Genomic DNA, 14,726 nt, shown 5'->3' on the forward strand with positions numbered 1-14,726 from the left:
GCAGGCCACTTAGCGTTCGATCATGTCTTGAGGGCAGCTCGGCGCGTAAGGCTGCTGCGAAACGGCGGCTACAAAAAAGGGATAAGATCGTGCATCAATCCTCCAGCAAGTTTTACCGGATGGCGTTGCTCGGTACGGCCGCTCCGCTCGCGTTAAGCCTGTTTGCGGCTCCTGCATTGGCGCAGGACAGTTCCAACGCGCCTGTTGGCGCCGCACAACAGAACTCCGCCACCCCCGCCAATACGTCTGCCAGTGCGCCAGAGGGCGGCGCGATGACCGCGGAGGCTCAGCAAGCTGGTACCCCGAGCAACATCAACGATCAGCCAGGCTCCAACGACATCGTCGTCACCGGCACGCTGATCCGCAACAGCTCCACCGCCACCGCCGCGCCTGTGACCACCATCAGCGCGCAGGACTTTGCCAATCGTGGTCAGAACACGATCGCGGAAGCGTTGCAGACGATTCCCGCCAATGGCGCGGGCACCATGACGCGCGCCTGGAACAGCTTTGGCTTCGCATCGGGCGCAACCGCCGTGTCGCTCCGCGGCCTGACGACCGGCAACACTCTGACGCTGTTCGATGGCCTGCGTTCTGCGATCTATCCGTTGGGCGACGACGGGCAGCGCAGCTTCGTCGATTTGAACACCATCCCGCAGGCGATCGTCGAAAAGGTCGACGTTCTGCAGGACGGCGCATCCTCGACCTATGGCGCGGACGCGGTCGCGGGCGTGGTCAACGTCATCATCAAGAAGCAGATCGAGGGGCTCCACGCCAACGCATCGGCCGGCATTTCGCAGCGCGGCGACGGTGCCGAGCAGCGCGCGGACCTGACCTATGGTTATGGCCGGCTCAGCGAGCAGGGCTTCAACGTATACGTCAACGCGGAATACCAGCGCAGCAACCCGATCTACGCACGGGATCGCGGCTACCCGTTCAACACCAACGATTACAGCCGCGTTTGCGTGGCATCGGGCGACTGCCTGACCAACGAGACCATCAACGGCGTCCAGCCCGACGGAACGGTTTCCGCATTCGGCTCGACGCGCGTGCCGGCAGTGCGTCCATACCTGAACGGTCAGCCGGTCGGAAGCTGGCAGCTGTTGAACGGAGCGGCCGGGTGCCGCGATCTCACCGCGATCAATCTGACCCCCGCCCAACAGGCCGACCTTGCCGGGAAGGGCGCACCGACCGGGTCGCTGATCTGTCAGCAGGACAACATCAACGACTATCTGATGGAGATTCCGCAGCAGCAGCGTTTCGGTGCCACTGCCCACGTCACCGCGAACATCGGCAGCAATGCCCAGTTCTACGCGATGGCGAATTACTATCAGACGCAGACGAGCAGCAGCATCGCGCCGCTGACGTTCGCGGGACAGACGGCAGCCGGCGGTACGCAGTACACGCTCAGCCCGGTTCTGCTCCCCGTCTATGTCTGCCCACGCGGAACGGTCACCTGCACGGCCGCGAACGGCACGCTGAACCCGAACAACCCGTTTGCGGCCGCTGGTCAGCAGGCGCGCGTCAACTACCGGTACGATCAGCCGCGTGAGACGCTGACCAACGCCAAGACCTACCGCTTTGCGACCGGCATCTCCGGCTCGTTCGGCGAAGGCTGGAACTACAGCGCAGATGGCACCTATTCGCGGATCAACCTGGGTATCAAGCAGAAGAACTACTTCGTTGCCCAGCGCCTGCTTGACGTCATCAACGACGGGTCGTTCAACTTCGTCGACCCTTCACTGAATACCCAGGACACCCGCGACTATATCGCGCCGACGAACGTCACCAACTCCAACTCGAAGCTGTGGCAGGTGCAAGGCACCCTGTCGAAGGCGCTGGTCACGATGCCGGGCGGTGACCTGACCGTCGCGGTAGGTGCGTCCTATCGCCATGAGTCGGTGTACAACCCCAGCGCAAACCCGCCCAACGAAGCAAATCCGGCCGATCGCTACTATAGCATCAACGCGGTCAGCACGCAGGGAAGCCGCAACGTCCGTTCGGCCTTTTTCGAGATCGACGCTCCGGTTTTGAACATGTTGAGCCTCAACGCCTCGGGTCGCTACGACAACTATTCGTCCGGGCAGAAGAACTTCTCGCCGAAGATCACGGCAATCTTCCGGCCGATCGAGCAGATCCGCCTGCGTGGAACCTACTCGCGCGGCTTCCGCATCCCGAGCTTCAACGAAGCTTATGGACAGCCGACCACAGGCTACATCAACGCCACCGTTACGCCGGACCAGCCGGGTGGTGCCGCCTACATCGCGGCCCATGGTGGCAACGGGTATGCGACCCTGCCGTACAGCTATGGCCTGACGTCGAGCGGTAATCCGAACCTGGATCCGGAGAAGTCGACCAGCCTGACCGGCGGCATCGTGTTCGAACCCACACGCCGCATCTCGTTCACGGCCGACTATTTCCACATCAAGATCAAGGGCCTGATCGGCGCGCCTGATTATTCGGGCGTGGAAGAAGCCTATTATGCCAACAACGGCGCGGTGAACCTTCCCGGCATCACCGTGGTTCCGGGCGTCGCAGACCCGGATCACCCGGGTGCCTTGCCGGCGCTGGGCTTCATCCAATACTCGTTCGTCAACACGACGTCCCAGATTGCATCCGGCCTCGACTTCTCGGGCACCGTGCGGTTGCCGCTCACCGACGGCATCAGCTTCACCAGCCGTGTCGACGCGTCCTATCTGATCAAGCTGCAGACGACGACGCCGGCCGGGAACGTGCAGCGGTTCGATGGATCGCTCAGCCCCTGCAACATCACCTCGTGCTCGGGCGCACCGAAATGGCGTGGTTCGTGGCAGAACACGCTGGACTTCGGCGGTGGCACGCTCAGCGCCACCGCCTATTATACCGGCGGCTACAGCATGGCTTCGGTCGACTACGGCGGCGATCCGGATGACTGCAAGGGGAGCATCGGATCGTCGGTGTACGGGACCTACAACGGCAACCCATACAAGTGCCGCGCCAAGCGCTTCATCGATGTCGACATGACCGGCAGCATCAAGGTGAGCGACCGGTTCACCCTATACGCGAACGTCCTGAACGTGTTCGACGTGAAGCCGGACTTCAATCCTGGTCAGACGTATGACGCGGGCTTCGGGTACAACGTCGCATGGGAAGCGCAGGGGTTCATCGGCCGCTTCATCCGCGTCGGCGCCAAGGTCGACTTTTAAAGCGTTCGAGATTGCATGATCGGGGCGGCTCCTTCGGAAGTCGCCCTTTTTTGCGCCATCTTCCGCAGGCCTCGCACTACGTCTGATTGGCGGCGGGAAGGGCGATCAATTGGAAGACAGCTTAAAGTAGGCGGTCGTCCTTCCACACAACCAGCGAAATCGAACGCTAGCACGCGCTAGGTACGGACGATGCCTAAAGTGTATCGGTACTCGTAGACTTCAGGCAGTGTGCCGTGTGCGACTGCCAAGCCTCACGCTGGCCGCAGCGGCGCAGGGCATGGGACCTACTGGTCAACGGGTGAGACGCACAGAAACTGTCAGCCAGCCGCCCGCCTTCTCACCGATCATATGCACAGAACGAAGCCGTTACGCTCTGCTACCGCATCGGCCCCGCGGCCAGCAGCGGGTCGAGCTTCGCGCCCTGCCATTGCAGGCTCCAGTGCAAATGCGGACCGGTCGCGCGGCCGGTTGCGCCGACCAGGCCGATCGGCTGGCCTTGCCGGACACGGTCGCCCACCGCCACGTCGATGCGCGACAGGTGCAGGAACGCGCTGTTCAGCCCCATGCCGTGGTCGATCATCAGCAGGTTGCCCTCCAGCGTGAACGGCGCGTCGGCGGCCAGGATCACCACCCCATCGGCCGGGGCGGTCACGAGCGTTCCGGTCGGCCGCGCGATGTCGATGCCCGAATGGTACGACCCCGCCTCGCCATTGGCGTAGATCCGCTGCGACCCGAACAGCGTCGAGATGCGCCCCGTCACGGGCCAGGAGAAGCGTTGCCGCCACCCCGCCGCGTCGGTGGTCAGCGCCCGGGCGGCGACGATACGGGCAAGCTCGGCCGGCCGGCGCGCGGCGAACTCGGGCTGGGGCACCGGAACCTTCGGCAAGCTCGACAGACGGGAGATGTCCCACGCGCGTGGAGCGACCGTCAGCGGGACAGTCATTCTCGACCCATCCGTGCCGGTGACCGTCAGCGTCGCGGAAGGCGTGGCGTCGCGGTCGAAGCCGAAGACGAAACGCCCGTCGGGTGCCACCGCGACGGTCCTGCCGTCCAACGACAGCGCCGCCGTGCCGGGTGCGGCCTGGCCGGTGATCAACCCGCCCTGGATCATCTGCCCAGACAGGCTCGGTGCACTGGCGGCGCGTGCCGGCACCGGCGGCGGCGCGGGCGGCGTGACCGGTGACTGTGCCGGCGGAGGTGAGGCCGGCGGCTGCACGTTGGGGACGCACGCGCCCGTCACCGCCACCAGCATCAGGGCCACGGCACTGCCCGCGCGGATGCCCGTCATCGCGGCGCCATCGCCTCGCTGGCGAGCTGTGCGGTGGCGTAGGGCTCCTGCCGCGCCACGCTCCAATACCGCAGCTCGTCCAGTGCGATACGGCCGCCCGACGCGGCGCAGATCACATGATCACCCGGCGACAGCACGCGAAAGCCGTTCATCAGGAAGTGGAGGCGCGCGGGTCGGTCGGTGTTGGACATCAGCATGGCAGGGTCCTGCGTGAATCGGGGATCGGGGATCAGAGCAGCGTCGGCTGTTCGGGTCTGCCGGCCAGATACGTCCGGCCGCCGCCACGCTCAACCTTGACGTCCACCGTCTGCCCCTGGCGGAACACCAGGCGCAACGCGCCGGCGGCCCGCGCGGCGGCGGCATCGGTGACGGTGTGCCCGTCGCCGCGCGCCTCGACACGGGCGTAACCCCGCTCAAGGATCCGGTCTGGATTGAGCGATTCGACCAGCCGCCACAGGTCGGACAGGCGCGCCCTCGCCGCCTCGACCCTGCGCGTCAGCACCGCCGGGCGCAGCGCGCCGGCCTGGCGGTCCAGCGTGCCCCGCGCCTGGATCACGCGCCGCTCCAGCGCACGGTCCAGCCGCCCGGCCAGATCGTCCGCGCGTTGACGCTGCGGACCCAGCAGCTGGTCGCGCCGGGGCAGCAAACGCGCTGCCGCGGCCAGCTTCTCGCCGCCACGCTGGTGATAGCGGCGGGCGCACCGCTCCGTGCGCTGGGCATAGCCCTCGATCGTCAGCCGCAGGTCGGCCAGCACCGGCACCGCCATCTCCGCCGCGGCGGTCGGCGTCGGCGCGCGCAGGTCGGCGGCATAGTCGCACAGCGTCGTGTCGGTCTCGTGCCCGACCGCGGAGATCACGGGGATGCGACACTCCGCCACCGCGCGCACCACCGGTTCCTCGTTGAAGGCCCACAGGTCCTCGATCGACCCACCGCCACGTGCGACGATGACAAGGTCGGGGCGCGGCACACCGCCCGATCCATCCGCTGGCAGGGCATCGAAGCCGCGTACGGCAGCAGCGACCTCCGCCGCCGCCCCCTGCCCCTGCACCTTGACCGGCCACACCACGACATGGGTCGGGCATCGATCCTCCAGCCGGTGCAGGATGTCGCGGATCACCGCGCCGGTCGGCGACGTGACCACGCCGATGACGCGGGGCAGGTATGGCAGCGGCTGTTTCCGCTCCCGCGCGAACAGACCCTCGGCCGACAGCTGCGCCTTCAGCTTCTCGAACAGGGCCATCAGCGCGCCGGCCCCGGCCAACTCCATGCGCTCGATCACGATCTGGTATTTGGACCGGCCGGGATAGGTGGTCAGCCGGCCGGTCGCGATCACCTCTATCCCGTCCTGCGGCTGGAACGGCAGGCCCGCCGCCGACCCCTTCCACATCACGCCGTCGATGATCGCGGCATCGTCCTTCAGGCACAGATAGGCGTGGCCCGACGCCGCGCGCTTGTATCCGGAAATCTCGCCGCGCAGGCGGACATGGCCGAACTCGCCCTCCACCATCCGCTTCAGCCGCCCGGACAGTTCGCTGACCGACACAGCCAGCGCGTTGTCCCCCGGCGTCGCCTCGGCTACCAGCCGGGAAGTTTCGGAAAAGGGATCGGTCATGAACGTCCTGCTGATCGGATCGGGGGGACGCGAACATGCGCTCGCCTGGAAGCTGGCACAATCGCCTGGGCTCGATACGCTCTGGGCCGCGCCGGGCAACCCCGGCATCGCCGCGCATGCGACCTGCGTCGACCTGACGGTCGCGGATCACGACGCGGTGATCGCCTTTGTGCGGGAACACGGGATCGGCTTGGTCGTGGTCGGGCCGGAGGCGCCGCTGGTCGACGGCCTCGCCGATTCGCTGCGCGCGGAGGACGTCCCCGTCTTCGGCCCGAGCAAGGCGGCCGCGCAGCTGGAGGGGTCCAAGGGGTTCACCAAGGACCTGTGCGCCCGCGCGAACATTCCGACGGCCGGCTATGTCCGGGTCACCGACCGCGGTGCCGCCACGATCGCGCTCGACCGCACCTTTGGCCTGCCGGTGGTGGTGAAGGCGGACGGCCTGGCCGCCGGCAAGGGGGTCACCGTCGCGACCACCCGTGCGGAGGCGGACGAGGCGCTGGACGCGATCTTCGTGCAGCCCGGCGGCAGCGCGGTGATCGAGGAATTCCTGTCGGGGGAGGAGGTCAGCCTGTTCGTGCTGACCGACGGCGCCGCCATGCTCCCCTTCGGCACCGCTCAGGATCACAAGCGCGTGGGCGAGGGCGATGTGGGCCCCAACACCGGCGGCATGGGCGCGTACAGCCCCGCGCCGGTGCTGACGCCCGAACTGGAGGAACAGGCGCTCGACACGATCGTCGCGCCGACGATCCGCACGCTGGCGGAGGAAGGTACCCCGTTCAGCGGCGTGCTGTACGCCGGACTGATGCTGACCGCGGACGGTCCCAAGCTGATCGAATACAACGCCCGCTTCGGCGACCCCGAATGCCAGGTGCTGATGATGCGGTTCGGCGGCGACCTGCTCCACCTGATGCTGGCGGTCGCGGAAGGACGTCTGGCGGGAGAGGGCGCGGCGTTTTCCGACGATGCGGCGCTGACCGTCGTGGTGGCCGGCGACGGGTATCCCGGCACGCCGCGCACCGGCGGCGCCATCACCGGCATCGACGAGGCGGAACGGTCGGGCGCACGCGTGTTCCAGGCCGGCACCCGCCACGATGGACCCGCGCTGGTCAGCGCGGGAGGCCGCATCCTGGCGGTGACGGCGAGCGGAACCGATACCGCCGCCGCGCAGGCGAACGCCTATGCCGCCCTTGCGCATGTGAATGTGGAACATGGATTTTTTCGGCGCGATATCGGATGGCGGGAGGTGGCGCGCGAGCGTCCAGCCGTTTAGGATCGCTCCATGAACGACACCATGGCCGCCGCTGCCAATCAGACCTCCCTGCTCGCGGGCAGCTCGTACGGCCTGCTGACCGGCATCCATCTCGGCTTGATGCTGGTCTTCGCCGTGCTGGTGATCATCGCGATCGGCTATGGCGTCCGGCTGAAGCGTCGGCGCGTGCAGGCCGACAAGGAAGTGGCGGAGAACGCGGCGGAGGCCGGCGTCCCGACCCAGCCCGCGGCGGAACCCGGCGACAGCCTGCCGGCGGATGCCCGGTCGGCTGAAACGCCGGCTGCCGCGCAGGGCGTGCCCCGCGCCGCTGCGCCGGAGCCGACACGGTTTGTACCCGTCGACACACGCGACGATGAACCGGGCGACCGCGATGACGACCACGCCGAACCGATCGTCGCCGCCGCACCGCTGACCGCCAGCCCCGCTGCCGAAGCGGCCTCCCACCCGGCACCGGCGCGCGCATCCGGCCCGGCGGACGGACCCGTGACCCAGCTGAAGGGGTTGGGGCCGAAGGTGACGGCGCGCCTCGCGGAACTCGGCATCACCACCGTGGGTCAGATCGCCGCGCTCAGCGACGATCAGGCGGAGGCACTGGACGCCGAACTGGGCAGCTTCCGCGGACGCATGGCGCGCGATCGGTGGATCGAACAGGCCCGCTTCCTGGCCGCCGGCGACCGCGCCGGCTTCGAATCGGTATTCGGAAAGTTGTGATCGCCGCGTCCTGACCGCTGCACCTTCCGGGGAGCGTCAGCCGGCCCGTGCCATCCGCGTCACGGCATCCCACGCTGCGACCTCCGCATCAAACCGGCGGGTCACGGTCAGGTTGTCTGCCCGCCCCGCTGCCGAATCCACCGTCACCGACCCGGCCCATTCCCAGGTGGCGTTGCCCGACAGGCTGACCATGGCGTCCGACGTCGCCTCGGCCCGCACCAGCCCGCCTGCGTTCAGCACCGTGATCGGTGTCCCGAACGGGATGCGACCCGTCAGGCCCATGGTATAGGTCGACGCCGCCATCGCGCTGCCACAGCTGTTGGTCAGCCCGACCCCACGCTCGAACGTCCGGACAAAGATCGTGTCGGGCGCGCGCACCTCCACGAACGACACGTTGGCGCGGTTCGGCAACCAGTCCGGCGCCGCTTCACAACGTTCGCCCAGCACAACCAGCGCCGCTTCGTCGATCCGGTCGGTGACGTGGACCAGATGCGGGTTGGGGATTGCCACCGCCGTGAAGCGCCGCTCCGGGTCCAGCGGGACGACCGGCGAATCGACCACCCGCTCCACCCCGGCCCGCGTCGGCCATGCCGCGACCTCCAGTGTCGCGGGTCCGGCGGTTTCGCGCACCGTCCACACACCTGGCGCGATGTCCGCGTCCCGCACCACCCGCGCGCTTGACGTGGCCAGGCGCACCTCCGCCCGCTCGATGCCGAGCGCCTCGAACCCCGCACGCGCGACGCATCGCAGGCCGTTCAGGCAGGTTTCGGCTTCCGATCCGTCGGAATTGAACATCCGCATGCCGAACGCGTGCCGCGCATCGCCGCCGGTCAGCAGCAACAGCCCGTCGCCACCGACCGGCCCAGCCCGATCCGCCAACGCCCGCGCCACGCCGGCCCATTCCTGGTCGCTCAGCGCCAGGGCGCGCGCGTCGATCAACGGGAAGTCATTGCCCGATCCGTGACAATGGATGATGTCGAAACGCATCTGTTCGCCCGGCCTCGATCAAGAGTTGCGACCGCGCCCTATCGCAGCCCGTAATGCACCGCCACCCGGTCCAGCGCCAGCGTCAGCACCAGCCGGCCCGCGCGCGCCGGCCAGCCCAGCCCCTTTTCCGCCACCGGCAGCGCTTCGTTGGCGCAGACGACCCGCCACAGAATGTCGGACAGTCCCGGCCCCGCCGCCGCGATCGCCGCGTCGAAGCGCCGCTTCGCCGCGATCTGCGCGGTCGTGGAATCCAGCCCGTCGCCGCCACCGCCGTCCACACGCGTCCCGCCCCAGCGCATCGTGACGCGCGGCCCCAGCATCGCCGTCTCGTAATCGCGCCGCAACCGCTCCCCGGCCTCGACCTGCCGCGGCGTCACCAGCCCGCGCGCGGCAAGCCATCCCAGCGGCGACTCGGCCAGGTTGACCGTCACACTGCGCCGGCCACTCCGCCGCGACGGCGCCCGATCGGTCACGCCATGGGTGTCGACCACCCGCTCCGCCAGTTCCCTCATCCGCCGTTCCTTCCTGTCACCAATGCGGGGGCACTTGCCACAGGCGCACGTTTGTAGGACAGGACAATAACCGATCTGGTTCGCAAACAGGACGAAGCCGATGATAACCGCCATCCGCGAAGTGCGCCGGGCCAAGAACATGACCCTGGACGATGTCGCGCGTGCCTGCGTGCCCCCGACCACCGCTCAGACGATCGGCCGGCTGGAAACCGGCACGCGCACCGTGTCGGTCGGCTGGCTGAACCGCATCGCTGCGGCATTGGGGGTGGCGGCGGCGGATCTGGTCAAGCTGCCCGACCGGGCGGAGCTGCCGCTCGCGGCGACCCTCGATGGCGACGGCGCCCATGCGCCAAGCCGCCCTGCTGCCCTGCCCCCGCCCGTCGCGGCCGCAGGCGCTGTGGCCGTCACCGTGTCGGGCAGCGTCGGCGATTACCGCGCAGGTGACGTGATCTGGTGCGAGCCGCTGGAACCGGCGTCCTTTGCCCAGGCGATGAACCGCGACGTGCTGGTCCCGCGCCCCGGCGGCCGCTTCCTGTTCGGGCGCTTGATCGGGCTCGACGGGCGCGCGGGTGGCGGCGGGGACGATCTCAACATCCTGCCCCCCGGCGCTGGCAACCGTCCGCAGGTCGTGACAGACGCGCCTTGGATCGCCCTGGCCGTCCGCCTCGTCCGCGATCTCTGAGCATATCGCTCGACCGGAGCCCGAACGCTTCGACGTCGCTCAGCCGCCCGGTGCCCACCCTTCGGCCGCAAGGGTGAAACCGTCGAACTCGAAACCCGGCGACACGACGCACGACACCAACGCCCAGCCGTTCACCGCCTCCGCCGCCTGCCAGTGATGCGGGGCGATGACGTGCTGCGGCGTTTGCCCGGCCAGCACGTCGGGGCCCAGCGTCACCGACGTCACCGGCCCTGCGCCATCGGCCGCGGTCGACAGGGACAGCGCATGCCCTGCGTGCCACAGCCATATCTCCGCCGCGTCGACCCTGTGCCAATGCGACCGCTGGCCTGCCTCCAGCAGGAACAGGATCGCCGTCGCACCGGCGCGCACACCCGCATCCGCGTCCGCGCGCCATGTCTCGCGGTACCATCCGCCCTCCGGATGCGCCGACAGGCCAAGCTGCGCGATCAGCTGGCCGGCATCGGTCTCGCCCTCCGCCCCCATGCTCAAATGTCCTCCACCAGCCGCCCGTACAATTCCGGCCGGCGGTCGCGAAAGAAGCCGAAGGCGGCACGGTGCCGCTTTACGCGGGTCAGGTCCAGCGTCGCGACGATCACGCCCTCTTCCTCGCGGTCCAGTTCCGCCAGGATGTCGCCACGCTCATCGGTGATGAAGCTGGTGCCGTAGAATGTCTGACCATGTTCCGTCCCCACCCGGTTTGCGGCGATCACCGGCACGACGTTGGACACCGCATGGCCGACCATCGCGCGCCGCCACAACCGCGCGGTGTCCAGGCTGGTGTCGTGCGGCTCCGATCCGATCGCGGTGGGATAGAACAACAGTTCCGCACCCATCAGCATCATCGCGCGCGCGGTTTCCGGATACCATTGATCCCAGCACACCCCCACACCCAGCTTCGCTGCCGGGGCCGCGCGCGGACCGGGCCACACCTTGAAACCCGTGTTGCCGGGCCGGAAATAGAACTTTTCCTCATATCCCGGTCCGTCGGGGATGTGGCTCTTGCGGTACACGCCCTGCACCTCGCCGTCCGGGCCGATCATCGCCAGGCTGTTGTAATGGTGCGGCCCATCCGCCTCGAAGAAGCTGGTCGGAATGGTGACGCCCCGCGCCTCCGCCACCGCCTGCATCGCCAGCACCGCCTTGTGCTCGGTCACCGGCGCGGCGTTGGCGAACAACCCCTCGTCCTCCACGCGGCAGAAATACTCGCCCTCGAACAGTTCGGGCGGCAGGATCACCTGGGCGCCCCGATCCGCGGCTTCGTGCACGGCGGCCGAAACCTTGGCGATGTTGGCGTCGATGTCGGGCGAAAAGGCGAGCTGGATCGCCGCCACGGTGATGCTGGTCATGGCACCAGCCTTTACCCGCAAGCGGCCCCGGAGCGGAAGGGCGCTTGTCGTCGGCAGCGTGGCGGGGCATGCGGCGATCCATGCGGCTCGACCCACCGTTTGTGTTCCTCGACGACGCCCGCCCGGGTGGTGCGCCCGCGCGACTGTATCGCCGTCCGGCGCGGATCGTGCGCGCGGGCACGGCGGCGGAGGTGATGCCCGCGCTCGCTGACCTGCGCGATGCACAGCGGGATGGCCTGCATGCCGCCGGTTTCCTACGCTACGAGGCCGGCGCGGCGTTCGAGCCGGCCGCCGAACCGCTGGGGCATAGCGATGGCCCGCTGCTCTGGTTCGGGCTGTTCGATCGCTGGGACGAGGTGGCGGATGTCGCGGCCCTGCTCCCCCATCCGGCCGGCGCATGGATCGGCGCGCCGGAACCGGATATCGACCGCGCCGCCTATGATGCGCGCTTCGCGGCGGTTCAGGACCTGATCCGCGCCGGCGACCTGTATCAGGCGAACCTGACCTTTCGCGCCCGCGCGCGGTTCGATGGGGACGTAAGGGCGCTTTACGCCCAGCTCCGCCGCCGTGCGGCCGGCGGTTGGGGGGCGCTGGTGGAGACGGGGGAGGAGACGATCCTCTCCTTCTCGCCCGAACTGTTCGCCAGTCTCGATGGCGACCGCCTGCTCTGCCGTCCGATGAAGGGCACCGCACGACGCGGCGACGACTCCGCATCGGACACTCGCGCCGCCGCCGAGCTGGCAACCGATGCCAAGCAGCGCGCGGAAAACCTGATGATCGTCGACCTGATGCGCAACGACCTCGCCCGCGTCGCCGCGCCGGGCAGCGTCGCGGTGCCGGATCTGTTCCGGGTCGAAACCTATCCCACCGTTCACCAGCTGGTGTCCGACGTCACGGCCCGGCTGGCGCCCGGCAAGGACGCGGTCGACATGCTGGCGGCGCTGTTCCCCTGCGGCTCCATTACCGGCGCGCCGAAGGTGCGGGCGATGCAGGCGCTGGCGGCGATCGAGGGACAGGCCGCGCGCGGCATCTACACCGGCTCCATCGGGCGCATCGACGCGAACGGGGATGCCGCGTTCAACGTCGCCATCCGTACCCTGCACATCGCTGCCGATGCCAGCCATGCGACCATGGGCCTGGGCGGCGGCGTCGTCGCCGACAGCAGCGCCGACGCCGAATGGGACGAGGCTTGTGCGAAGGGGGCGTTCGTCGCGACACTTCCAGGATTCGACCTGATCGAAACCATGGCCTTCGACCCGGAGGACGGGCTGTTCCTGCTGGAAGGGCACCTGACGCGGATGAAGAACAGTGCGGAGGCGCTGGGGTTCGCGTTCGACCGGCATGCCGCGCGCAACGAACTCCAGGCGGCGACATTCCGCCTGCGCGGCACCGCCCGCATCCGCCTGCTGCTCGCCGCGTCGGGCGCGATTGCGGTGGAGATGGGCCCAATGCCCGACATCTCGCAGGCGATCGGCGTGACCGTGGTGCCGCTGCCCGTCACACCCGCCGACATGCGCCTGAGGCACAAGACCAGCGACCGTGGCTTCTACGACGCCGCACGCCATGCCGCCGGCACGGCGGAGGTGCTGTTCGAGCGATCCGACGGCCGCCTGACCGAGGGCAGCTACACCAACCTGTTCGTGGAACGCGACGGTGTGCTGCTGACCCCGCCGCTGGCGGACGGGTTACTGCCCGGCGTGTTGCGCGCGGACCTGATCCAGACCGGTCGCGCGCGCGAGGCGACGCTGACCCGTGACGACCTGGCCGGCCCGTTCTTCGTCGGCAACGCGCTGCGCGGCCTTATCCACGCTTTCCTCGTCCCAAGCTCCGTTGCGGTTGAGAAACAACCGGCCGCTTCGCTATAGCGCCCCTGCCCTCCGGCCAAAGGCTTGCCCCATGACCCACGCCCTGCACCCGTCCGCCGCGCTTCAGCGGATCAGCCCGTCGCCAACCCTGGCGGTGACCAGCCGGGTGCTGGAGCTGAAGCGTCAGGGCATAGAGGTGATCGGCCTGGGCGCGGGTGAGCCCGATTTCGACACCCCCGATTTCGTCAAGGACGCCGCGATCGAGGCGATCCGCGCCGGCAAGACGAAATACACCAATGTCGACGGCACCGCCGAGTTGAAGGCGTCGATCGTCGCCAAGTTCGCGCGCGACAACCACCTGACCTACACCCCCGATCAGATCAGCGTGAACGTCGGCGGCAAGCACACGCTGTTCAACGCCATCGTCGCCAGCGTCGAGGCGGGGGACGAGGTTGTGATCCCCGCGCCCTATTGGGTCAGCTATCCCGACGTGGTGCAATTCGCGGGCGGCACGCCCGTCTTCGCGGTCGCTGGCGCCGACACCAATTACAAGCTGTCGCCCGAGGCGCTGGATGCCGCCATCACCCCGCGCACCCGCTGGGTCATCCTGAACTCGCCCTCCAACCCGACGGGCGCCGCCTACACGCACGCGGAACTGGAAGCGTTGGGCGAGGTGCTGCGCCGGCATCCCAACGTCTGGATCTTCGCCGACGATATGTACGAGCACATCGTCTATGACGATTTCCGCTTCGCCACGATCGCGCAGGTCTGCCCCGACCTGTACGAACGCACGCTGACGGTGAACGGCTGTTCCAAGGCTTATGCCATGACCGGGTGGCGCATCGGCTTCGCCGGCGGCGCGCCCTGGCTCATCAAGGCGATGGCGAAGCTGCAATCCCAGTCCACCTCCAACCCCTGCTCGATCGCGCAGGCGGCGGCGGTGGCGGCGCTGAACGGGCCTCAGGATTTCCTGAAGGAGCGGGCCGCCGCGTTCCAGCGCCGCCGCGACCTGGTGGTCGGCATGTTGAGCGAGATCGACGGCGTGACCTGCCCCAAGCCGGAGGGCGCGTTCTACGTCTATCCCAGCCTGCCGGGCCTGATCGGACGCACCACGCCAAAGGGGCGGCGCATCGACACGGACGAGGATTTCGTCGGCTACCTGCTCGACGATGCACGCGTGGCGGCGGTGCATGGCGCGGCGTTCGGCCTGTCTCCGGCCATGCGCATCAGCTACGCCACTTCCGACGAATTGTTGAGGGAGGCGTGCGCGCGCATCCAGTCGGCCTGCGCCGACCTGCGGTAACGGCGCCGAACCCTTCCACGCGATGAAC

13 protein-coding genes are annotated in these 14,726 nt (G+C 68.4%); 6 read left to right on the forward strand and 7 right to left on the reverse strand.

Annotation, left to right across the window (positions count from 1 at the left end; genetic code table 11):
- The first annotated feature begins 89 nt into the window (after nucleotides 1-89).
- Nucleotides 90-3,182, forward strand: coding sequence for a TonB-dependent receptor plug domain-containing protein (locus tag BMX37_RS16830; protein WP_139198136.1), 3,093 nt, complete (start codon nucleotides 90-92; stop codon nucleotides 3,180-3,182).
- Between the two features lie 376 nt (nucleotides 3,183-3,558).
- Here the strand turns inward: BMX37_RS16830 and BMX37_RS16835 are convergent, their stop codons facing one another.
- The 3 genes from BMX37_RS16835 to xseA are packed head-to-tail and all read right to left on the reverse strand — an operon-like array spanning nucleotide 3,559 to nucleotide 6,082.
- Nucleotides 3,559-4,470, reverse strand: coding sequence for a M23 family metallopeptidase (locus BMX37_RS16835; protein ID WP_244501656.1), 912 nt, complete (start codon nucleotides 4,468-4,470; stop codon nucleotides 3,559-3,561).
- Nucleotides 4,467-4,667 (reverse strand): DUF2093 domain-containing protein, encoded by a 201-nt coding sequence (locus BMX37_RS16840; protein ID WP_093666942.1) that lies wholly within the window; start codon nucleotides 4,665-4,667, stop codon nucleotides 4,467-4,469. Before BMX37_RS16840 ends, BMX37_RS16835 begins: the two co-directional genes overlap by 4 nt.
- Nucleotides 4,668-4,699: 32 nt before the next feature.
- A complete protein-coding gene (xseA, locus tag BMX37_RS16845) occupies nucleotides 4,700-6,082 on the reverse strand; it encodes an exodeoxyribonuclease VII large subunit (protein WP_093666943.1) in 1,383 nt (460 codons plus the stop codon).
- Between xseA and purD the strand changes: the two genes are divergently transcribed.
- A complete protein-coding gene (gene purD, locus BMX37_RS16850) occupies nucleotides 6,081-7,352 on the forward strand; it encodes a phosphoribosylamine--glycine ligase (protein WP_093666944.1) in 1,272 nt (423 codons plus the stop codon). The two genes, xseA and purD, sit on opposite strands and share 2 nt — an antisense overlap.
- A gap of 9 nt (nucleotides 7,353-7,361) precedes the next feature.
- Nucleotides 7,362-8,063, forward strand: coding sequence for a hypothetical protein (locus tag BMX37_RS16855; protein ID WP_244501657.1), 702 nt, complete (start codon nucleotides 7,362-7,364; stop codon nucleotides 8,061-8,063).
- Nucleotides 8,064-8,099: 36 nt separating this feature from the next.
- Here the strand turns inward: BMX37_RS16855 and dapF are convergent, their stop codons facing one another.
- Both dapF and BMX37_RS16865 read right to left on the reverse strand, forming a co-directional pair.
- Entirely contained in the window at nucleotides 8,100-9,050 is a 951-nt protein-coding gene (dapF, locus tag BMX37_RS16860; RefSeq protein WP_093666945.1) for a diaminopimelate epimerase, read from the reverse strand.
- Nucleotides 9,051-9,088: 38 nt separating this feature from the next.
- Nucleotides 9,089-9,562, reverse strand: a complete 474-nt coding sequence (locus BMX37_RS16865; RefSeq protein WP_093666946.1) for a DUF6456 domain-containing protein — start codon at nucleotides 9,560-9,562, stop codon at nucleotides 9,089-9,091.
- A gap of 100 nt (nucleotides 9,563-9,662) precedes the next feature.
- Between BMX37_RS16865 and BMX37_RS16870 the strand changes: the two genes are divergently transcribed.
- A complete protein-coding gene (locus BMX37_RS16870; RefSeq protein WP_093666947.1) occupies nucleotides 9,663-10,244 on the forward strand; it encodes a helix-turn-helix domain-containing protein in 582 nt (193 codons plus the stop codon).
- A gap of 39 nt (nucleotides 10,245-10,283) precedes the next feature.
- Here the strand turns inward: BMX37_RS16870 and BMX37_RS16875 are convergent, their stop codons facing one another.
- Together BMX37_RS16875 and aguB are read right to left on the reverse strand one after the other, a co-directional pair.
- Nucleotides 10,284-10,727, reverse strand: a complete 444-nt coding sequence (locus BMX37_RS16875; RefSeq protein WP_093666948.1) for a cupin domain-containing protein — start codon at nucleotides 10,725-10,727, stop codon at nucleotides 10,284-10,286.
- Nucleotides 10,728-10,729: 2 nt separating this feature from the next.
- Nucleotides 10,730-11,590: an N-carbamoylputrescine amidase gene (gene aguB / locus BMX37_RS16880; RefSeq protein WP_093666949.1), complete on the reverse strand. Its 861-nt coding sequence runs from the start codon at nucleotides 11,588-11,590 to the stop codon at nucleotides 10,730-10,732.
- 80 nt (nucleotides 11,591-11,670) lie between these two features.
- On the opposite strand from aguB, the gene pabB reads away from it, so the two are divergent.
- Both pabB and BMX37_RS16890 read left to right on the forward strand, forming a co-directional pair.
- Nucleotides 11,671-13,455 carry an aminodeoxychorismate synthase component I gene (gene pabB / locus BMX37_RS16885; protein WP_093666950.1) on the forward strand — a complete coding sequence of 595 codons (1,785 nt, stop codon included), beginning with the start codon at nucleotides 11,671-11,673 and terminating at the stop codon, nucleotides 13,453-13,455.
- 43 nt (nucleotides 13,456-13,498) lie between these two features.
- Nucleotides 13,499-14,698, forward strand: a complete 1,200-nt coding sequence (locus BMX37_RS16890) for a pyridoxal phosphate-dependent aminotransferase (protein WP_093666981.1) — start codon at nucleotides 13,499-13,501, stop codon at nucleotides 14,696-14,698.
- The last annotated feature ends 28 nt before the right edge of the window (nucleotides 14,699-14,726 follow it).

This window comes from Sphingomonas gellani, from assembly GCF_900110035.1.
GTDB lineage: Bacteria > Pseudomonadota > Alphaproteobacteria > Sphingomonadales > Sphingomonadaceae > Sphingomonas > Sphingomonas gellani.